Source organism: Micromonospora parathelypteridis (assembly GCF_014201145.1).
Lineage (GTDB): Bacteria > Actinomycetota > Actinomycetes > Mycobacteriales > Micromonosporaceae > Micromonospora > Micromonospora parathelypteridis.
The window spans coordinates 1,931,642-1,949,897 of record NZ_JACHDP010000001.1 but is presented as its reverse complement, the minus strand read 5'-3'; the positions used below and the strand labels follow the sequence as shown (position 1 = coordinate 1,949,897).

The following is an 18,256-nucleotide window of genomic DNA, read 5'->3' as shown; positions in this document are numbered from 1 at the left end:
CGGGAGACGGCTGTCATGACGCCCGTTAGGGGGTCGGCCGGTCGTGCGTCGCCTGTGACCGGTAGATGCCGATCTCCTCCGGGCGGACGAGGCCGTCCTCGATCGCGCGGGCGAGTAATGCCGCCTTCGTGGCGGCTGGCCGCCCCGCCCGGGTGTACTTGATCCGCGCACGGTCGACGTACTGCTTCACGGTGTGCTCGCTGATCTGCATCCGACGGGCCACCGACGCCTTGGACATCGACTGGAACCAGAGCAGCAGCGCCTCCCGCTCCTTGTCGGACAGCATCGGCCGGTCCGGCCGTGGGTCGCCGACCATCGCCCCGGCCAGCGCGGGCGGCACGTACGGCCGGTCGCTCGCGGCGGCCAGCACGGTCGCCACGCAGTGCTCCCGACCTTCGTGCTTGGCCAGGAACGCCACCGCCCCGGCGTCCAGCGCGGCGAGCATGGTCGCGGGGTCGGTGTGCTCCGAGTAGACCACCACCCGCCGCCCGGCGGCGCTCAGCTCGGCCAACTTGTCCAGCGCCATCCGCCCGTGCAGCCGCAGGTCGAGCAGGACGACGTCGGCGTCCGGCGCCGCCCGCAGCACCTCGTCCGGGTCGTCCCCGGTTGCCAGTACCGTCAGCCGTGGTTCGGTGGCGAGCCAGGCGCGTACGCCGTCGACCACCACCGGGTGGTCGTCGACGATCGCCACCCCGATCGGCCGGTCGCCGGTCACCGCCGCCACTGGGTCTGCGCCCATCTGATGCTTCCGTCCCGTTCGTAGAGGTGCTCTACCTGCCCGTCGTCGTGCTCCCCGGGGGGCGGGCCGGTGGCCTCCGGCCCCTCCCGGTCCGGTGTGACCAGGCTGACCACCACCTCGTCCGGACCGGAGACCACGGTCAGTCGCGCCCAGCCCCGGGCGTCGGCGAGGATGCCGTTGAGCGGGTCGGCCAGCCGGCGTCGGATCTCCACCGGCAGCGGCGGCGGGGTGCCGATGGTGACCAGGTCGATCGGCAGACCATTGCGTTCGGCCAGGTCGGCGGCGGCCCGCAACTCGTGCAGCAGCGGGTCGGGCACGTCGTCGGACTCCGCGATCAGTCGGCGCAGCCGGGCGGCGGCCAACATGCACCGGCGCTGCACCTCCGGGTCGTCCGGGTCGACCTGGCCGGCTGCCAACTCCCCGAGCACCCGCCCGGCCGCCGAGCTGACCAGGGTGAGCCGGTCCCGGCGTTCCCGGAGGGCCCGCTCGGCGGCATCCCGCTCCGCAGCCATCGCATGGCCGGCTGCGGAGACCGCGGCCCGCTCCCGAGCCAGGCTGACGATCACCGCGCTGCCCACGAACACCGCCACCGGGAGGGAGAACGTGCCGTAGACGTACATCACGTAGCGGGCCACGTCGGCCGGGTCGGGGCCGTGCCCGAGCACGGCGATCAGCGCGATCACCGCGTGCGTGGTCAGCAGGGCGATCAGCCCCACCACCCGGCGACCCCACAGCGCCAGCACGAAGAACCAACCGAGCGTGCCCCACACCCAGTTGGCGGCGGTGAACAACTGCCGGTCGCCGACGGCGACGAAGACGGCCACGTCGACGGCCAGCAGCAGCCCGGCCAGCGGCCACGGCGGCAGCGGCGAGCCGCGCAGCAGCCGCACCCCGGCCACCGCGCCGGCCACCGCGACCAGTGCCCAGCCGCCGAGCACCACCGCCGGTGCGCCGAGCTCCGCGCGGGCGGCCAGCACCGCCGGCAACCCGATCGCCACGTGCCAGGCCAGTGCGATGGCGACGGCGACGATCCGGGCACCCCGGTCGGACGCGTGCGCCACGGCAGCCGGAGCGGCGAGCCCGGCCGCGGACGTCGGCTGCCGGGGTGCGGGCACGCTGGTCCGCTCCGGAGCCTCCGGTCCGTGGATGGGGTGCGCCGGGGCGCCGAGGTCAGCCGACACCGGGCCACTCCAGGCGAATCCGGGTGCCCGCTCCGGCTGCCGACTGCACGTCGGCCCGCCCACCGACCGCCGCCATCCGGCCGCGGATCGACTCGCGCAACCCGTACCGGTGGGGTGGGACGGTGGTCGGGTCGAAGCCGGGGCCGTCGTCGGCGACCTCGACCGCGACGCCGATCGCGTCCCGGCTCAGCCGCAGCGTGACCCGCGCCCCCGGTGCGTGGCGGACCACGTTGGACAGCGCCGCGTAGGTGCTCTCGCTGATCGCGTCGGCCACACCGGCCGGGACCGCGCACGACTCCAGGTCCAGGTGCGCCGACAGCTCGGGCAGCCGGCCCGCCACCGCCCGCAACCGCCCGTCCAACGGCACCGGGCCGTCGCCGGCCACCGGGCCGACGTTGGTGAGCGCGACGAGGGTACGCAGGTCGGTGGCGCACCGGTCGCGGAACGCGGCGGAAGGGCCGGCCACCGCGCCGAGCCCCACCATGGTGAGCGTGCCGAGCACCGTGTCGTGCAGGTCGCGATTCTGCTGGCGTTCGGCGTCGCGGGCGGCCCGTGCGACCAACGCCTCCCGGGTCAACCGTTGATGCTCGACGAACACGCGGTCCGCGCGGCCGATCCGTCGGCGCATCACCGTCGCCATCATGGCCGTGCAGGCGGTCTGCACCAGCAGCGTGGCCGCGTGCGCCCGAGCCTCGGTGGAGTTGCCGGCCGCCTGTGCGCCCGTCGCGTACGCGGCGACGACGAGCAACCCGGCCGGGATCGACCAGCGCGCCGGGGCGGTGGCCTGCGCGTTGATCACCGTGGTGCTGGCCAGCACGGCGATCCAACTGCCCTCGCCGGGCAGCACCCCCGGTGCCACCAGCACGGGGATGAGCAGGCAGGTCGCCGCGGTTATCGCGACGTCAGCGGCGACCAGGGCCGGGTTGATGCCATGACGCAACGCACGGTGCGCGTACCAGACCGACCAGGCGGTCAATGCGGCGACGACCGGCAGCAACACGACAGGCTCGACCGGCGGGCCGTGCACCGACAGGGCCACCGCCGCGCCGATCACACCACAGGTCAGCCGCAGCAGGGCCGGCATCGTGGTGAAGATGAGGCCGAGCGCGCCACCAGCCGGATTGTCCAGGGTGGGCGGCGGCGGCACGGGTTGGGTGGCAACGGCCGGCATCGGGAAGTGTCCTTCCGACAACGACCCGGTCCGGGTCCGCGCGGCATAGATCGACGTCGGAGAATAACACGGTTGATCGGCTGTGATCACCCATTGTGCGCGATGTGTCGCAGAATCGTCATGTTAGGCCGCGGGCTGGAGCAGGTCCCACCGGTTGCCGTAGAGATCGACGAATACCGCTACCGAACCGTACGCCTCGTGCCGCGGCTCCTCCAGGAAACGCACCCCGGCGGCCACCATCCGGGCGTGGTCCCGGGCGAAATCCTCGGTGTGGAGGAACAGCCCGACCCGCCCGCCGGTCTGGTCGCCGACCCGGGCCTGCTGCTCGGCGGTGCTTCCTCGGGCCAGCAGCAACGCCGTCTCCCGAGCGCCCGCTGGGCGGACCACCACCCAACGTGAACCGTCCGGACGGGCGGTGTCCTCCACCAACTCGAACCCGAGGTCGCCGACGTAGAAGTCGATCGCCTCGTCATACTCCCTGACCAGTAGCGCGACAAGTCCCAGATGTGCCATTCGGCCATTCTGCCGGCGGGCGCTCCGCACCTGGCCGGCGGCGTCCCGGCTGGTCGCCCGCGTCACGCCGCCGGTCGCTCAGGCGAACGCGATCGGGGTGGACCGGAAGAACCAGTCGATTGCCCGACCACGGTCATCCACGGCGTTCACATAGCCGATCGCCGCGTACCGGCGCCCTCCCTCGGGCATCGTGAACCTCTCCTGGAAGTCGACGCCCGTGCCCGAGACGACGCGCACCACGTGCCCGCCGGGAGGCACCTTCACCGGGAACAGGACGAAGTTGTGCTGGCTTCCGACCGTGAAGCGTTGATCGACGATCTCGGTGCCGTCGATGCTCACCGTGAGGACGACCGGGTCGTCCCTGAACGACTGGTTGCTCACCCAGAGGTGCAGATCCGCCAGGTGTTCCTCGACGAGACGGACGGTGGGCGCGGTGGGGCCGCTCGATGGGGGATTCGCCGATGCGCTCGCCGGCGGGGAATCCCGCACGTCGCTCGGCCCGGTGCATCCCGTCGCGGCAAGCAACGCGGTCACGCTGAGGACCGCGGCACGTCGTCTGTCCACCCCGCTACGACGCCGAACAGCGGGCGTCGGTTCCGTCTGGCGCGCCGGAACCGGGAGCGTCCACCGTCCGTCCCATCTTCGGGTGGAGAGGTGGTGAGCCGGATGCGCGCGGGCCGATCGGCACTGGCGGCAGCGCTGCTCGGCGTGGTGCTGAGCGGCTGCGGTGGCACGAACATCGGGCCGGGCGTCGAGAACGAGCCTGGCCCGGCCCAGATCGTCGAGACGTGGACCTCCTGCGCCAAGGCGGCGCCCCACGCCGGAGGCGTCCTGTCGCTGCCGAACACGCAGACGCCGACACCGGCCGAGCCCGAGCCGAGGATCGGGCGCATCGACCCCGCGTTCAGCCCGGTCGCCGCCGTGATCTGCGGGCGGCAGATCCGGCCGGGCCCCAACGGGGGTCAGGAGCAGGTCGCCACCGAGCGACGCGCCGAGGAGATCGCCGCGCTGCTCGCCGCGCTGCGCCTGCCCAACCAACGGGCGCGCGGCGAGAACATCTGCACCCTCGACATGGTCGTCCCGCCATGGCTGGCCCTGGTCGACGACCGGGGACGCTGGCTGCGCCCGTACCTGCCGACAACCTCCTGCGGCAGACCGCGCCCCGAGGTCCTCGCCGCGCTGGACGGGTCGCAGTGGACCACGGTGGACACCCGTACCGTCGGGCCGGTCGGATCCCCGGCGGCCGAGGCCGCCGGATGCGCGCAACGGTGGGCGGACATGGTGTGGGTGGAGACCACCAACGGACGCCCCGCGACGCCCGGGCCGGCCATACCGCCGGCCGCCGGGCCGATGCGCCTCTGCGTCTACCAGGTGCCCGCGTCCCAGCAGGGCGGCGGCAAACCGGCGGGTGATTTCGTGTACGGCGGGCCGCTCCCGGCCGAGCGCCAGGCGGGCGTGCTTCGGGCGTTGGCCAACCGCCGCGCGGTGGTCGACTGTGCCACCCCGGCATCCCGCTTCGCGGTGCTGCGCCCGCTGGACGGCGCCGGTCCCGAACGGTACGTGGAACTCGACGGCTGTCGACGTTTCCTGATCGTGCCAACGACCGGCGGGGCTCAGCTCGGCCAGGGCGACGACATTCTGGCCACCCTGCTGGGGCCCATCTGAGCCGGCTGACCGGCTTTCTGGTGGGTGGATGTCGGCCTCGGTCCACGCCGTGCTCAACGGGCCGCCATCCGCCTGTCATCTGGCTACCACTTAATGATCAACGACTGCAGGACAAATCGTGTCCCTTCGAGAGGAACCCTGCGCGTGATCCCAGTGGAAGACCCCAGACCGGCAGCCCGTCTGGCGCGGCGGCGGTTCCTGACCGTGACCGGTGCCGCCACGGCGCTCGCCTTCGCCACCAACCTGCCCGGTGGGTCGAGCGCGGCTGCCGCCACCGACAAGCTCCACGACGACCCGTTCACCCTCGGCATCGCCTCCGGCGACCCGCTGCCCGAAGCGGTGGTGATCTGGACCCGGTTGGCGCCGCGACCGTACGAGCCGTTGGGCGGCATGCCGTACCACGCCGTCGAGGTGGAGTGGCAGGTAGCCACCGACGAGCGGTTCCGGCGGATCGTCCGCTCCGGACGCGCGACCGCGCGACCCGAGTACAGCTACAGCGTGCACGTGGACGTGCGCGGCCTGCAGCCCAGCCGGCAGTATTGGTACCGCTTCAAGGTCGGCCGGTACCTCAGCCCGGTCGGTCGTACCCGCACCACCCCGGCACCCGGCCAGCGGGTCGACCACCTCACCTTCGCCGTCGCCTCCTGCCAGGCCTACACGGACGGCTACTACACGGCCCACCAGCACATCGCCGCCGAGGACGTCGACGCGGTGGTGTTCCTCGGTGACTACATCTACGAGTACGGCATCTCCGCCTCCGGCGGGCTGCGCAATCTCGCCGAGCCGGTGCCGAGCCAGTTCCGCACCGAGGCCGACACGCTCGACCGGTACCGCCTCCAGTACGCGCTCTACAAGTCCGACCCCGACCTGCGCGCGGCGCACCAGGCGGCACCGTGGATTCCCACCTGGGACGACCACGAGGTGCAGGACAACTACGCGGGCCTGATCTCCAGGACCAACGCCCCGGTCGAGGACTTCCTGGTCCGCAGGGCCAGCGCCTACCGGGCCTACTGGGAGCACATGCCGCTGCGCTCGCCGGCCCCGCAGGGACCCAACTACATGCTCTACCGCCGGTTCACCTTCGGGCGGCTGGCCGAGCTGAACGTGCTCGACACCCGTCAGTACCGCGCCGACCAGGCTTCGAGCGACGGCTGGAAGGTCGACTCCGAGGAGCGGCGGGACCCGGCCCGTGCCCTCGCCGGCGCCCAGCAGCAACGCTGGCTGCTGGACGGCGTCCGCACCTCCCACGCGACCTGGAACCTGCTCGCCAACCAGGTGATCATGAGCCGGATGGACCAGGACCCGACGGCCGGCGACCTGTACAACATGGATGCCTGGGACGGCTACGCCGCCGAGCAGAAGGTCACCCTCGACGGGCTCGCCATGCTGCGGGGACGCAACCCGGTCGTACTCACCGGCGATGTGCACGCCGCGTACGCGCTGGACATGAAGCGTGACTTCGCCGACCCGGCCTCGCAGACGTACGGCGTGGAACTCGTGGCGTCGTCGATCAGCAGCGGCGGCAACGGCAGCGAGATCTCCGCGACCGGGCAGAAGTTCCTCGACAGCAACCCGCACCTGAAGCTCGTCAACGAGCGGCGCGGCTACCTCAGGGTCCGGCTCACCGAGCGTGAGCTGCGAGCCGACTACCGGGCGGTGCCGTACGTCGACCGCAACGACGCGCCCGTCAAGACCATCAGCTCGTTCACCGTCGAGGCCGGCAATCCCGGCCTGCACGCGGCATGAGGGGTAAAGCCATGACACGTACTCTCTGGCGCCGGCTCGTCGGCCTGTCCCGCGGCCGAAAGGCCGCTGTCGCCGGTGCCGTCATCGCCCTGGTGGCGATCGGCGGCACGGCCCCCGCGGTCGCCGGCCGACCCGCCCCGACCCGGTTGAGCCTCGCCTCCGACGTCAGCCTGGTGCAGGTCAACCCGATTCCCTGCGCGAACCAGGGTTTCCAGCTCCAGTTCGGCAACACCGGGCGCTCGGACGTCTACGCCGACGCGTTCCTTGAGGTGAAGGCGCCGCTGACGCTGTCCAGGAACCTGGTCTCCAGCTACCTGCCCGCCGGCTACACGCTCAAGGTGCCGATCACGGTGACCGCGCCCCGGGGCACCGCCCCCGGCAAATACACGATCACCGTCCGGTCCGGTGAGCGTCGGCTGTCGGTGCCGGTGGAGGTCGCGCCCGGACCGGTCGACACCACCGGCAACCTCGCCAGGTACGTGCCGGTGACGGCATCCTCGGAGAACCTGCCCACCTACCCGGCGTGTGGTGCGGTGGACGGCGACCGCGACTCGAACCACTGGGCAACCACGACCGGCTGGAACGACGCGAACAAGGGTTCCTTCCCCGACTGGCTCCAGGTGACGTTCGACCAGCCCGAGAAGATCGGCCGGGTCGACGTCTACACGCTCGACTCCACCAAGTACCCGGCCGCCAGGTACGGCCTGCGCGACTGGGACGTCCAGGTGCGGGTCGGCGAGGACTGGCAGACCGTCGCCCAGGTACGCGGCAACGTCGCCGGCCTGGTCAGCTCGACCTTCACGCCGGTCACCGCGACCGCGTTCCGGGTCGTCACGCTGGCCAGCAACGAGACCGCCGGCTACTCGCGGGTGGTGGAACTCGAGGCGTACGCCTCCTGACGGAGGTCATCGCTATACACCGCGTCCGGGCCGAGATCATCTCTCGGTCCGGACGCGGTGCCTTGTCGGCTGCTGCCGGTGTCACCACGTGTCAGGGCGGCCGAAGTCGCGGGCCGGCCGGTACCCGCCGAGCACCACCAGGCCGTCCGACTCGGCGTAACCGTTGCCCCACCCCTTGAGGAACGCCTCGACGACGCATGGTTCGACCACCATCTCCAGCACGTCGCTTCCCTGGCGGCGTGCCCGGTAGTCGCCCGCGACGAGATCCCCGGACCGGGCTTCGTAACCGTTCGTGACGAGTTGCGCCCGAACCGTCAACCAGCGACCCGACCCGTCACCCACGACGAGTGAGCCATCGATGAAGGGACGACGCTCCGAATCGCCGAGCGTGACCGAGCATTCGAGCAGCCGCCCGCCGGGCGGCAGAGACTCCAGGCGGAACGGCACGACGCAGCGCTGGGCATCGTCGAACCGGACCCGGCCCGCCACGCCAATCGCGTCGTCGCGGGTGGCCGCGTACGAGTCCAGTTGGGCCCAGAGGCCGTCAGCGGGTTGCCAGCGGACGAACCACAGTTTCTGGTCCCCGGACGGATCGAACCAGGCTGCCCCCGGGCGGCCTCCGACCAGCACCGCGGTCGGTGGCTGCGGTCGTCCCGCGGAGGACAAGGTCTGTTGCAGCCCGTCCAGCGATGCCTCGCTGCGCGCCAACGCGAAACGGGCCTGGCCGGTCGGGCCCCGAAACTCGACGCTCTCGATGCCGCGCCCGGCGCGCCACGTCGCCGAGTCGGCACCGCTGACCAACGCGTCGGCCGAGAAGTGCACCACGCCAGGATCGGCACCGACATCCTCGGGGCGTGCGATGGCGCCGGGCTGCCCCGACGCTTCCGGCAGCCGGAACGCCGCGGCTGGCACGACCGCGTCATCGGGGGTCCGTCCGGGCGGGACCGCCAAGACCGCCACGGTGAGGGCGGCGCACGCTGCTGCCATGCCCCCCGCGATCAGACCGCGGCGACGCCGTCGAAGCCGGCGACCGTGATCACGGGCGTGTGCCACGATCGGTGCCGGGTCGACGTCACCACCCGCGCGCTGCTTGAGTGTTGCGGCGAGCTGCTGATCGAGGTCGCTGAACATCAGTACTCTCCTGCCCGTGCGGGGGTCGGTGCTTCCTGCCGCTTGCGCAGCGCCGCCAGGGCACGCCTCGCGTGTGTGCGAACTGTGCCGGACGAACAGCCGAGGATCTCGGCGATCATCGTGTCGTCAAGATCCTCGTAGTAGCGAAGAACGATCACCGTGCGCTGACGCGCCGGCAGATCGCAGACGAGCCGCCACAGCGCATCGCGCTCGGCGACCACGCTGGCCTCGTCCTCGGCGCCTGCCCAATCGATCACCGCCGCGACGGAGATCTCCCGGCTGCTGCGCCGACGCCACCACGAGTTGTGGGCATTGACGAGCATCCGACGGACGTACGCGTCCGGCCGATCCGTCCGGGAAATACGCCCCCAGCGGGCGTACGCCCTGGCCAGAACATCCTGAACCAGGTCCTCGGCTCGGTGCTCGTCATCGGTCAGCAGTCGGGCGAGCCGCACCAGCGCCGAAGTGCGAGCGAACGCGTACTCCTCGAACGTCACGCCCTAATTAACGTCGTAGGTCGGCCAACCTGTAGACACCCGGCGGGCTTTTCTCGCTGAGCCTGACGAGGTGTGGTCGTCTGCGGATGCGCCGGAAGCGACTACCCCAGCGCCTCGGCGGGCGGCGGAGTCCTCTTCTAGTTGTCGGGGGGAAGGACACCGCTCGCCGTGTATCGCTCGCCGTCGTCGCCCTGAAGGTCGGCCCGCAGGTCCTCGGCGAAGCTGCCAAACTCCCGGTAGGCGTCGCCGCCGAAATGCCCCTTGACGTCGATGGCGCCTTCGAACCAGGTCATCGAGACAACGCTTCCATCGGCGCAGGTGTACACGTAGAAGGGGTGGCGATCCTCGCCCCACCAGATCCATCCGCCCACCGTGAGCGCCGGAGTGTTCTCCGCGTAGGAAAACCATTCGTCCAGAGCGATCGGGTGCTCTTCGCTGTCGTAGTACTCCGCGGCTCGGGTGATGTGCAGCTCGTACCCCACGCTTCCTCCACGCCGTCAGCTCGCGTTTCGGGCGGAGCGTAGCGTCACCTGTCTCCGTGAGCCCTCTCCGGCGCGGCTACCGTGCTGCGCCGAGCCGGGGTACCGGGTGGCGGCCGCGCCACGACTCCGCCCCGCTGCGCAGTCGATTCCAGCTTCGCCGCAGCCACCACGCGTACGCCAGCGCCAGCACCGGGCCGCCACCCAGAAAGAGGATTGGGGACAGCAAACCCGGTTCGTCACCCGCCACGTAGGCACTTCCGATCGGGTCGGCCCGATCGTAGATCACGTCGATCTCCTCCCCGACGCTCGGCGCGTCCCAGATCGAGTGGCCGACCCAGGTGGTGACCTCCGCACCGCTTCGAGTGGTGAAGTGGACCGACACCAACGACTGCCGGCCGTGCTGTTCGAGCACCGCCCCGGTCGCCCGTTCGCCGCGCTCCACCATGTCGTTGCGGTGATTCAAGTTGCCGAAGCCGCAGGCCACGAGGACACCTGCCATCAGTACGCCGGCGGCGAGGCCAAAGGCGGGGTGTCGGAGCCAGTAGCCGGGACGCCATCGACTGCGAAGTTTCCGCCCCACCGGGTCAACTGGCTGCCCGGTGCTCCAAGGTGCCGTCGCTCGCGAGCGACGTCGGTAGCGCTTGACCACGGCACCTCCCGTAGGCAGGTTGTTCTCGCCCACGGTAGTTGGCTGTGCGAAGCCCTATCGATCTCACGTATGCCCCGCCGCCGCCACCCGTGAGGTCGTTATTGCTGCTGGACGATCTGGATCGGATTGCCGTCCGGATCGGCCGTCCAGGCGATCAGCAGGCGATCGAGCCATCGGTGTGGTGCGGCCAGGGCGGGAGCGCCGTTCGCCGTGAGTTCGGCGTACGCGCCGGCGGTGTCGTCGGTCCAGAGGATCACCGCGGCCCGCTGGCCCTGAGGTACGGGGTCGAGCCCGTGATCATCGCGGGTGGAGGCCACCGAGGCGATGCCGATCTTGTAGCCGTCGAGCACGAGATCGATGTGGATCGGCTCGCCCTCGACCGGCACCCGGAAGGTCTCGGTGAAGCCGAGACCGACGTAGAACTCGGCGGCGCGGGAGACGTCCTCGCTGAACAGGATCACCTGAGGACTGCGGAACATCGACACCGCCCGACGCTATCAGCGCACTGACTCCACGTGAGGCGCGCCGGTGGTGAGTAACGAAGAACGGCATGGCAAGGCCCGATCCGACCTGATGCGCCCCCGCTACCCTCGCACGATGACCGCGACGCTCAGTGACAACGCCCGGGTACTCGTAGACGGCCCGAACCCTGCGGTGCTCGCCACCGTCAACCCGGATGGTGGTCCGCAGACCTCGGTGGTGTGGGTCATTCGGGACGGCGACGACGTGCTGATCTCGACGGAGTCCGGCCGACGCAAGGAGAAGAACCTGCGGCGCGAACCGCGGGCGAGCCTGACCGTAGTCGACCGGAACGACGCCGGGCAGTACATCGAGGTACGCGGCCGGGTCAGCGTGACCGAGGACATCGGCCGGACGGTGGCGGCTCAGCTGGCCGAGAAGTACGAGGGCCCGGGCGCGGGCGAGGAGTACCGGCAGTTGCCAGCGGACGTCGTACGGGTGGTGGTTCGGTTGACTCCCGACCGGGTTCTCGGTAGCGCAGCCCGCTGACCTGCGGTGAGATGGGTGCGCCCGGCAGGATTCGAACCTGCGGCCTTGGGATTAGAAGTCCCCTGCTCTATCCGCTGAGCTACGGGCGCGTGTGGCGTGCATGTTGCGCCCAGAGGGTACCGCCGTCCTGCTGCCCGGCGGCGAAAAGGGTGCCCGCGTCCACGTTGCCGAGCAGGGTCTCACGGCGACCGCGCGCCGAGCATCTGGGTTCCCACGGACCGCCCCGGCCACGGACCGTACCTTTGGCTGGTGCTGCTGGATCCCGACGCCGAGAACGATGTCGCCTACGAGCTGTGCCAGATCGTCGGTCGTGCCATCCTGCCGTACCGGTCGTCGGTCGACGATGAGCAGGTTCACGGCACCGCGTTCTTCTTTCAGGGCGGGGACGACCCGGTGGGGGAGTCGCTGCTGACGGCGGCCAACCTGGTCGGCGCGGCGGGTGGTGAGCTGGGCTTGCGGGCGAGCGTCACCGAACCGGCCGGGGTCGCGCCGGCTGCCGTCTCCGCGACCGAGATCGTGCCCGGCTGGGCCCGCTTCCCGGGCGACGGGGTCGCGGTGCTGCCGACCGCAGGCCTGCACCGGTATGCCGGCGACGGCGGCTGGCGGTGGCGCGTCCAGCCGGTGCCCGCGGGGATCGCCGCCGGGCCCGAGGTGGTCGCCCGCCTCGGCGCCGACGCCGATTCAGCTTTCGTGCTGGCCCATGGGGTACGCGAAGACGGGTCGCGCCCGCTGGAGGTGGCGATCGAGCGGGTGGTCCGTGACGGGGACGACGTGCGGATCACGACGGAACTGCCGCCGGGGTACGTCGGCGCGCCGGTCTTCGTCGTCCAGGCTGACACCGCCGGGGAGGTGTCGCTGTACTGCCTGGGCCTGGTGCTACCCGGCGTCGGCGGTCATCCGGTGGCGACTTTCGACCGGATCCGTGCCGTCCTTCCGGCAACGCCTGGCGACGTCTGAGCCCCTACCCGCTCACCGGTCAGCCGCCGGGCGTCGCCGCACCTGCCGCGTCGACGGTAGCCGCGTCGGCCGGGGCGGTGGGACCGGCGGCGAGGAACGCTTCGGCCCAGCGACCGACCTCGTCGAAGACCTTCCGTCGTACGGCGGGGCCGGAGAGCACGAGGTCGTGCATCCCACCGTCGAAGCGGGCCAGGGTGACGTGGCGGCCGAGGCGAGGCGCGTACCGGACCATGTGCTCGACGTCCAGCACGGCGTCGGCCAGAGTCGCGTTGTCGTGCCATTTGGTGCCCCGGTAGGAGCGGGTCGAGCAGGCCAGCAGCACCGGCACCTGGATGTCCAGACCAGCGCGTAGCCGGCGTTGACCGGTGCGGATCGCGTTCAGCCAGCCGGCCCGGACCGGGAACCCGGCCAGCGGCTTCCACGCCAGGTCATAGGTCCACTCGCCGCGGTGGTCGGTGTGGATGCTCTCGCCGTACACCGTGCCCAGCCCGAACGGCAGGATGCGGTGCGGCGCCCTGCGGCCCAGCCGGGACGCGGCGGCCGCGAGGGGTCGGCGCACCGCCCAGGGGGCGTTGAGGTCGAAGAACGGGCTGTTGAGCACCAGGCCGTCGATGGTGCCGGTGTCGCGGCGGGCGTCCGCCCAGAGCGAGAGGATCAGGCCGCCGGTGGAGTGGCCCATCGCCAGCAGGGTGTCGTGTCCGTCGTCGGAGCGGATGATCTCGGCAGCGGCGTCCAGCTCGGGGAAGTAGTCGCTGATGTCGCGGCAGAAGTTCGGCGTCTGGCCGGGGAGCAGGCTGCGACCGTATTTGCGCAGGTCGAGTGCGTAGAAGTCCCAGCCACGCTCGACGTAGAAGTCGGCCAGGTGGGTCTGGAAGAAGTAGTCGACGAAGCCGTGCACGTAGAGAACGGCCCGCCCGGTGGGGCGCTCGGCCCGACGCCGGACCAGGGTCGCGACGACAGGCCCTTCGTCATCGGTGCCCAGGTCGATCGTCTGCCGCTCGTACGGCGGTCCCAACACGTCCGGTTCCACGAACGCGACGCTACGCCGCCAACCTACCCAACGGTAGCCCCTGCTCTGACCCACCCCGTCCGTCCCGCGATCTTGCACTTGCTGTCGCGGCATAACGGGCGATAGCCGCGTTTCGCGGTCCGAAAGTGCAAGATCGCGGGGACGGGGCGTGGGTTATGCCGTTTCTGCGTCTGCCCGGGTGGGGTCGGCGGCGGGGAGGGGGTCCTCGCCGTTGGTTGGGTTTTGCTCGTTTTGGGGCTGTGGGAGGTCGCGCAGGTGCTTGTTGTGGCGCGGCTCCTGGCGGGTCTTGGCGTCGTTGAGTCGGCGACGCAGGTCGTCGCGGACGTCGTTGAGCGCGGCGTGCAGGTCCTCCTCCGCAGAGGTCGTGACGATCTTCTGCCGGCCGGCGATCCAGCACTCCAGGGTGACCTTCTGGCCCCGGGCCTCCCGGTCCTTGACCGACACCTCTAGCTCGGTGGCGTCGGCGTGGAAGCTGGCCAACCGGGCGTCGAGGGTGACGAACTGCTCGGCGATCCAGTTGCGGTCGCCCTGCGAGAACCCGGCGCCCACCCGCAGGCACTCAGCGACGGTGGCCGGGTTCGCCACGGCGCTCATCGCCGCGCCCCGGAAGCGTTCGCGGAGCCGATTCTGGTGATCATCATGGCGCTGACCTCTCGTCGACGTGGAGCTGTCGGTGGTGCGTAGATCAAGTGCATACCCAGATTGGTTGGCCCCGGAAACCGCCGACGCCCAGCCGGGTGGTTCGCCGTACCACATCAGGGCGTGATCAGGGCGTTGTCCACAGGTGGGTTCGTCGTCCACAGGTCGGGGGTGGGGCGCTGGCGGTGGTCGCGCTCAACGCACAGGCTCGGTGTCGAGTCGACTCGCGCTGGCAGGCCCCGATCCCCCTGGAGGGACGATGTTCGACACCTACGTAACAATTGTCGGCAATGTGCTGACAACGCCCGAGTGGCGGCGTACCACCCAGAGCAACACCCTGGTGGCCAACTTCAAGGTCGCCTCGACCGCCCGCCGGCTCGACCGGGACAGCGGCCGGTGGGTCGACGGCAACTCGCTCCGCGTCCGCGTCAACTGCTGGCGAAAGCTCGCCGAAGGCGTGGCGGCCTCGGTGATGGTCGGCGATCCGGTGGTGGTGTGCGGCCGGCTCTACACCCGCGACTGGACCGACGACGCCGGCAACCACCGCACGCTCTACGAGCTGGAGGCGGTCGCCGTCGGTCACGACCTGTCCCGGGGCCGGGCCCGGTTCCTGCGCAACCGGCCGACCATGACGACCAGCGCCGTGGAGGACGCGGAAGCCGAGAGTCGGGTGCACGGCGAGCCCACCGAGCCGGTGCCGGCCGGGCACGCGCCCGTACTCCCCGACGACCGCCCGCTGGACGACGACTTCGAGCTGCCCGACTACGCGGCGCTGCGAACGAGCCCGTTCGTCGACGGCCCGTTCGTCGACGGCCCGGGAGACGGCGATGGCACCCCGAACGGCGGGTTGATCGGGCCGGGCAACCTCCCGCCGGGCCTCGACGACGAGCTGGCCATTCCAACCGAGCAAGCCGACGAGCTGGCCCTTCCAACTGCGGAAGACCTCGACGACAACACCGACGCGGACCTGGACGACGAGTTGGGGCCCGTGCCGGACGAGGGTCGGCCGGAGCCTGTGCCGTCCGGTCGGGGGCGGCGGGGCCGGGGCCGGGTTCCACAACCGGCGTGACCGTTCGGTTCGACCATCGCAGGTCGGGCGGTGACCGAGCTGCCTGAGGTCCCGCGCATGTCGCGGGTGCTTCGGCGGCACGACACCACACGGCACGACGGGGGTGGGGTGGCGACGCGACCAGCGTCGTCACCCCAGGTGACGGCGGAGACCCGGCTGGAGAAGGCGGGCGGCGGTCGCGGCCGTCCCCGAGGCGTTGATCGCTGGAACACCGTGGGCCGGGCTGGTTCACGGGGTGCTCGTCTAGGCTGGCCGGCCGGAGGTGGTGCGGGTGCGACGGACAGCGCCGGTGGCGAATGCGGTGGGGCTGCTTGCCGGGTACGCGCTGGACAGGCTGCTCGGAGATCCACGCCGGTTGCACCCGGTGGCCGGCTTCGGGCAGGCCGCGAGTGCGCTGGAGCGCCGCCTCTACCGGCCGGACCGGACGGCGGGCGCGGCATTCACCGCGCTGGCCGTGGGCGGGCCGGTGCTGCTCGGGGCGGTCGCCGCGACGGCTACCCGGCACCGGCCGGTGACCCGGGCGGCGCTGGTCGCCGTCGGCACGTGGACCGTGCTCGGCGGCCGGACACTGCGCCACGAAGCCACCGTCATGGGGCGGACGCTGCGTGACGGTGACCTGCCTGCCGCCCGGCGTCGCCTCGGCCACCTCTGCGGACGGGACCCCTCGACGCTGGGCGAGTCGGAGCTGGCCCGCGCCACCGTCGAGTCGGTCGCGGAGAACACTTCCGACGCCGTCGTGGCCCCGCTGGTCTGGGGCGCGGTCGCCGGCCTACCCGGGCTGCTGGGCTACCGCGCCGCGAACACCCTCGACGCGATGGTCGGGCACCGGTCGACGCGCTACGCGCGGTTCGGCACCCCGGCCGCGCGCCTGGACGACGTCCTCAACCTGGTGCCGTCCCGGCTGACCGGGCTGCTCACCATCGCCGTGGCACCGGTCGCCAACGGGGATCGGCAGCGGGCCTGGCAGGTGTGGCGGCGTGACCGCAATGACCACCCGAGCCCCAACGCCGGCCAGTGCGAGGCGGCGATGGCCGGTGCGCTCGGCGTCCGCCTCGGTGGCCGCAACGTCTACTTCGGGCGCTCCGAGGTGCGGCCGTTCCTCGGCGACGGCCCCCGCCCGGAGGCGCGCCACCTGAAGCGGGCCGCCCGGATCTCCGGCGCGGTCGGGCTGGCCGCGGTTGGCCTGGCCGCCGCGTACCCGGTGACCCTCGGCCGCCTGGTCGGAGCCGTGAGCCGCCGCTGTCTCGGTGCCGTCGCGGGCCCGAGTGGGCTGGTCAGGACGGGCAGAGCTGTCGGAGCGGGGCGGGGGAGCAGGCGATGAGCGGCGGGCTGCTGGTCGCGGGCACAACCTCCGACGCCGGCAAGAGCGTGCTCACCGCCGGCATCTGCCGCTGGCTGCACCGCCAAGGTGTGAAGGTGGCGCCGTACAAGGCGCAGAACATGTCGAACAACTCGGCGGTTGTCGTCGGGTCGGACGGGCGCGGCGGCGAGATCGGGCGGGCCCAGGCCATGCAGGCCGCGGCCTGTGGGCTCGCACCCGACCTACGATTCAACCCGGTGCTGCTCAAGCCGGGCAGCGACCTGGCCAGTCAGGTGGTGCTTCTCGGCGAGGCGGTCGACACGATCACCGCCGGCACCTTTCGGCACCTGCGTCCCCGACTCGCTGAGACCGCGTACGCGGCGCTCGCCGAACTGCGCGACACGTACGACGTGGTGATCTGTGAGGGTGCCGGCAGCCCTGCGGAAATCAACCTGCGGGCCGGCGACTACGTCAACATGGGGCTGGCCCGGCACGCCAACCTGCCCACCATCGTGGTCGGTGACATCGACCGGGGTGGTGTCTTCGCCTCGATGTTCGGCACCGTGGCCCTGCTGGACCCGGCCGACCAGGCGCTGATCGCCGGCTTCGTGATCAACAAGTTCCGCGGCGATCTCGGGCTGCTCCAGCCGGGGCTGGACATGCTGCGTCACGTCACCGGTCGCCCCACGTACGGAGTGCTGCCCTGGGCACTGGACCTGTGGCTCGACGCGGAGGATTCACTCGCCTACGGCCGCGTGCTCGGCCGGCCCGCGTCCCCGTACGGCACCGAGTGGTTGGACGTGGCCGTCGTCCGCCTACCCCGGATCAGCAACGCCACCGACGTCGAGGCGCTGGCCACCGAGCCGGGCGTCCGCGTACGCCTCACCATCGAACCGGCCGAGCTGGCCGCCGCCGACCTGGTCGTCCTGCCCGGCTCCAAGTCCACCGTCGCCGACCTCGCCTGGCTACGCGAAACCGGTCTCGCCGACGCGGTGGCCGCACACGTTGCGGCCGGCAAACCGTTGCTCGGCCTCTGCGGCGGCTTCCAGATGCTCGGCCGCGCCATCCACGACACGGTGGAGAGTCGACGGGGCAGCGTGCCAGGGCTTGGCCTGCTGCCCATCGAAATCACCTTCGATCCCCGCAAGACCGTCCGGCAGTCGGTGGGCACCGCCCACGGCGACCTTCCGGTGCGCGGCTACGAGATCCACCACGGGTACGTCTCGCAGGCCGACCCCACCCTGACCCCGCTACTGACCAGCGACGACGGTGCCGGCGAGGGAGCCGTGCTCGGCGCGGTGCACGGCACGCACTGGCACGGGGCATTCGAGTCCGACGAGTTCCGCCGGTGGTTCCTCACCGAAGCGGCTCGCCTGGCCGGCCGTACCGGTTTCCGGGTCGCACCGGCAACCAGCTTCGCCGCCGCCCGGGAACGCTCGCTCGACCTGCTCGGCGACCTCGTCGAGGAACACCTGGACACCGACGCCCTCTGGCGGCTCATCGAAACCGGCCCACCGCCCGGCCTCCCGTTCATCCCACCCGGCCCTCCACCGTCCCAGTAGCCCCACCGCGCCGGGCGG

The 18,256-nt window shown here is 71.5% G+C and carries 20 protein-coding genes and 1 tRNA gene; 8 read left to right on the top strand and 13 right to left on the bottom strand.

Annotation, left to right across the window (positions count from 1 at the left end):
* Positions 1 to 25: 25 nt before the first annotated feature.
* The 5 genes from HNR20_RS08420 to HNR20_RS08400 all read right to left on the bottom strand — a co-directional run bounded on the left by HNR20_RS08420 (position 26) and on the right by HNR20_RS08400 (position 4,168).
* A complete protein-coding gene (locus HNR20_RS08420) occupies positions 26 to 739 on the bottom strand; it encodes a response regulator transcription factor (protein ID WP_184177919.1) in 714 nt (237 codons plus the stop codon).
* Positions 712 to 1,854 (bottom strand): phosphatidylglycerol lysyltransferase domain-containing protein, encoded by a 1,143-nt coding sequence (locus tag HNR20_RS08415; RefSeq protein WP_229687107.1) that lies wholly within the window; start codon positions 1,852 to 1,854, stop codon positions 712 to 714. The genes HNR20_RS08420 and HNR20_RS08415 overlap by 28 nt, the downstream gene beginning before the upstream one ends.
* A gap of 55 nt (positions 1,855 to 1,909) precedes the next feature.
* Positions 1,910 to 3,091, bottom strand: coding sequence for a sensor histidine kinase (locus tag HNR20_RS08410; protein WP_184177915.1), 1,182 nt, complete (start codon positions 3,089 to 3,091; stop codon positions 1,910 to 1,912).
* Between the two features lie 123 nt (positions 3,092 to 3,214).
* The gene (locus HNR20_RS08405; RefSeq protein ID WP_184177913.1) at positions 3,215 to 3,604 is read right to left on the bottom strand and encodes a VOC family protein; all 390 of its coding nucleotides are present in this window, start codon (positions 3,602 to 3,604) and stop codon (positions 3,215 to 3,217) included.
* Positions 3,605 to 3,682: 78 nt separating this feature from the next.
* On the bottom strand, positions 3,683 to 4,168 hold the full coding sequence (locus tag HNR20_RS08400) for a hypothetical protein (RefSeq protein ID WP_184177911.1): 486 nt from the start codon (positions 4,166 to 4,168) through the stop codon (positions 3,683 to 3,685).
* 102 nt (positions 4,169 to 4,270) lie between these two features.
* Between HNR20_RS08400 and HNR20_RS08395 the strand changes: the two genes are divergently transcribed.
* The 3 genes from HNR20_RS08395 to HNR20_RS08385 all read left to right on the top strand — a co-directional run bounded on the left by HNR20_RS08395 (position 4,271) and on the right by HNR20_RS08385 (position 7,914).
* Complete coding sequence (locus HNR20_RS08395) at positions 4,271 to 5,269, top strand: hypothetical protein (RefSeq protein WP_184177909.1); 999 nt, start codon at positions 4,271 to 4,273, stop codon at positions 5,267 to 5,269.
* A gap of 144 nt (positions 5,270 to 5,413) precedes the next feature.
* On the top strand, positions 5,414 to 7,015 hold the full coding sequence (locus HNR20_RS08390; RefSeq protein WP_221309743.1) for an alkaline phosphatase D family protein: 1,602 nt from the start codon (positions 5,414 to 5,416) through the stop codon (positions 7,013 to 7,015).
* Positions 7,016 to 7,026: 11 nt separating this feature from the next.
* Positions 7,027 to 7,914 (top strand): discoidin domain-containing protein, encoded by an 888-nt coding sequence (locus HNR20_RS08385; RefSeq protein WP_184177905.1) that lies wholly within the window; start codon positions 7,027 to 7,029, stop codon positions 7,912 to 7,914.
* Positions 7,915 to 7,995: 81 nt separating this feature from the next.
* Here the strand turns inward: HNR20_RS08385 and HNR20_RS08380 are convergent, their stop codons facing one another.
* The 5 genes from HNR20_RS08380 to HNR20_RS08360 form a co-directional block, all read right to left on the bottom strand.
* On the bottom strand, positions 7,996 to 9,045 hold the full coding sequence (locus tag HNR20_RS08380) for a hypothetical protein (protein WP_184177904.1): 1,050 nt from the start codon (positions 9,043 to 9,045) through the stop codon (positions 7,996 to 7,998).
* Positions 9,045 to 9,542 (bottom strand): SigE family RNA polymerase sigma factor, encoded by a 498-nt coding sequence (locus HNR20_RS08375; RefSeq protein ID WP_184177902.1) that lies wholly within the window; start codon positions 9,540 to 9,542, stop codon positions 9,045 to 9,047. The genes HNR20_RS08380 and HNR20_RS08375 overlap by 1 nt, the downstream gene beginning before the upstream one ends.
* A gap of 137 nt (positions 9,543 to 9,679) precedes the next feature.
* Positions 9,680 to 10,024, bottom strand: a complete 345-nt coding sequence (locus HNR20_RS08370; RefSeq protein ID WP_184177900.1) for a hypothetical protein — start codon at positions 10,022 to 10,024, stop codon at positions 9,680 to 9,682.
* Between the two features lie 76 nt (positions 10,025 to 10,100).
* Positions 10,101 to 10,523 carry a DUF3592 domain-containing protein gene (locus HNR20_RS08365; protein ID WP_184177898.1) on the bottom strand — a complete coding sequence of 141 codons (423 nt, stop codon included), beginning with the start codon at positions 10,521 to 10,523 and terminating at the stop codon, positions 10,101 to 10,103.
* Between the two features lie 248 nt (positions 10,524 to 10,771).
* Positions 10,772 to 11,152: a VOC family protein gene (locus tag HNR20_RS08360; protein ID WP_229687106.1), complete on the bottom strand. Its 381-nt coding sequence runs from the start codon at positions 11,150 to 11,152 to the stop codon at positions 10,772 to 10,774.
* A gap of 118 nt (positions 11,153 to 11,270) precedes the next feature.
* Between HNR20_RS08360 and HNR20_RS08355 the strand changes: the two genes are divergently transcribed.
* The gene (locus HNR20_RS08355; RefSeq protein ID WP_184177894.1) at positions 11,271 to 11,681 is read left to right on the top strand and encodes a PPOX class F420-dependent oxidoreductase; all 411 of its coding nucleotides are present in this window, start codon (positions 11,271 to 11,273) and stop codon (positions 11,679 to 11,681) included.
* Positions 11,682 to 11,697: 16 nt separating this feature from the next.
* Here the strand turns inward: HNR20_RS08355 and HNR20_RS08350 are convergent.
* Positions 11,698 to 11,770, bottom strand: a tRNA-Arg gene (locus HNR20_RS08350).
* A gap of 160 nt (positions 11,771 to 11,930) precedes the next feature.
* Between HNR20_RS08350 and HNR20_RS08345 the strand changes: the two genes are divergently transcribed.
* Complete coding sequence (locus tag HNR20_RS08345) at positions 11,931 to 12,638, top strand: hypothetical protein (RefSeq protein WP_184177892.1); 708 nt, start codon at positions 11,931 to 11,933, stop codon at positions 12,636 to 12,638.
* Between the two features lie 19 nt (positions 12,639 to 12,657).
* On the opposite strand, the gene HNR20_RS08340 is transcribed toward HNR20_RS08345, so the two are convergent.
* Positions 12,658 to 13,668, bottom strand: a complete 1,011-nt coding sequence (locus HNR20_RS08340) for an alpha/beta hydrolase (RefSeq protein WP_184177890.1) — start codon at positions 13,666 to 13,668, stop codon at positions 12,658 to 12,660.
* 153 nt (positions 13,669 to 13,821) lie between these two features.
* Positions 13,822 to 14,262 (bottom strand): HPF/RaiA family ribosome-associated protein, encoded by a 441-nt coding sequence (locus tag HNR20_RS08335; RefSeq protein ID WP_229687063.1) that lies wholly within the window; start codon positions 14,260 to 14,262, stop codon positions 13,822 to 13,824.
* A gap of 304 nt (positions 14,263 to 14,566) precedes the next feature.
* Here HNR20_RS08335 and HNR20_RS08330 point away from each other — a divergent pair, with 304 nt between their 5' ends.
* The 3 genes from HNR20_RS08330 to HNR20_RS08320 all read left to right on the top strand — a co-directional run bounded on the left by HNR20_RS08330 (position 14,567) and on the right by HNR20_RS08320 (position 18,238).
* On the top strand, positions 14,567 to 15,376 hold the full coding sequence (locus tag HNR20_RS08330; protein WP_184177888.1) for a single-stranded DNA-binding protein: 810 nt from the start codon (positions 14,567 to 14,569) through the stop codon (positions 15,374 to 15,376).
* A 271-nt stretch (positions 15,377 to 15,647) separates the two neighbouring features.
* Positions 15,648 to 16,697 (top strand): cobalamin biosynthesis protein, encoded by a 1,050-nt coding sequence (locus HNR20_RS08325; protein ID WP_184177886.1) that lies wholly within the window; start codon positions 15,648 to 15,650, stop codon positions 16,695 to 16,697.
* Positions 16,694 to 18,238 (top strand): cobyric acid synthase, encoded by a 1,545-nt coding sequence (locus HNR20_RS08320; protein WP_184177884.1) that lies wholly within the window; start codon positions 16,694 to 16,696, stop codon positions 18,236 to 18,238. The genes HNR20_RS08325 and HNR20_RS08320 overlap by 4 nt, the downstream gene beginning before the upstream one ends.
* The last annotated feature ends 18 nt before the right edge of the window (positions 18,239 to 18,256 follow it).

Coding starts and splice junctions, on each gene's coding strand:
- HNR20_RS08420 (WP_184177919.1), bottom strand. CDS start 739: ATGGGCGCAGACCCAGTGGCGGCGGTGACCGGCGACCGGCCGATCGGG.
- HNR20_RS08410 (WP_184177915.1), bottom strand. CDS start 3,091: ATGCCGGCCGTTGCCACCCAACCCGTGCCGCCGCCGCCCACCCTGGAC.
- HNR20_RS08405 (WP_184177913.1), bottom strand. CDS start 3,604: ATGGCACATCTGGGACTTGTCGCGCTACTGGTCAGGGAGTATGACGAG.
- HNR20_RS08395 (WP_184177909.1), top strand. CDS start 4,271: ATGCGCGCGGGCCGATCGGCACTGGCGGCAGCGCTGCTCGGCGTGGTG.
- HNR20_RS08385 (WP_184177905.1), top strand. CDS start 7,027: ATGACACGTACTCTCTGGCGCCGGCTCGTCGGCCTGTCCCGCGGCCGA.
- HNR20_RS08380 (WP_184177904.1), bottom strand. CDS start 9,045: ATGTTCAGCGACCTCGATCAGCAGCTCGCCGCAACACTCAAGCAGCGC.
- HNR20_RS08365 (WP_184177898.1), bottom strand. CDS start 10,523: ATGGCAGGTGTCCTCGTGGCCTGCGGCTTCGGCAACTTGAATCACCGC.
- HNR20_RS08360 (WP_229687106.1), bottom strand. CDS start 11,152: ATGTTCCGCAGTCCTCAGGTGATCCTGTTCAGCGAGGACGTCTCCCGC.
- HNR20_RS08355 (WP_184177894.1), top strand. CDS start 11,271: ATGACCGCGACGCTCAGTGACAACGCCCGGGTACTCGTAGACGGCCCG.
- HNR20_RS08335 (WP_229687063.1), bottom strand. CDS start 14,262: ATGAGCGCCGTGGCGAACCCGGCCACCGTCGCTGAGTGCCTGCGGGTG.
- HNR20_RS08330 (WP_184177888.1), top strand. CDS start 14,567: ATGTTCGACACCTACGTAACAATTGTCGGCAATGTGCTGACAACGCCC.
- HNR20_RS08320 (WP_184177884.1), top strand. CDS start 16,694: ATGAGCGGCGGGCTGCTGGTCGCGGGCACAACCTCCGACGCCGGCAAG.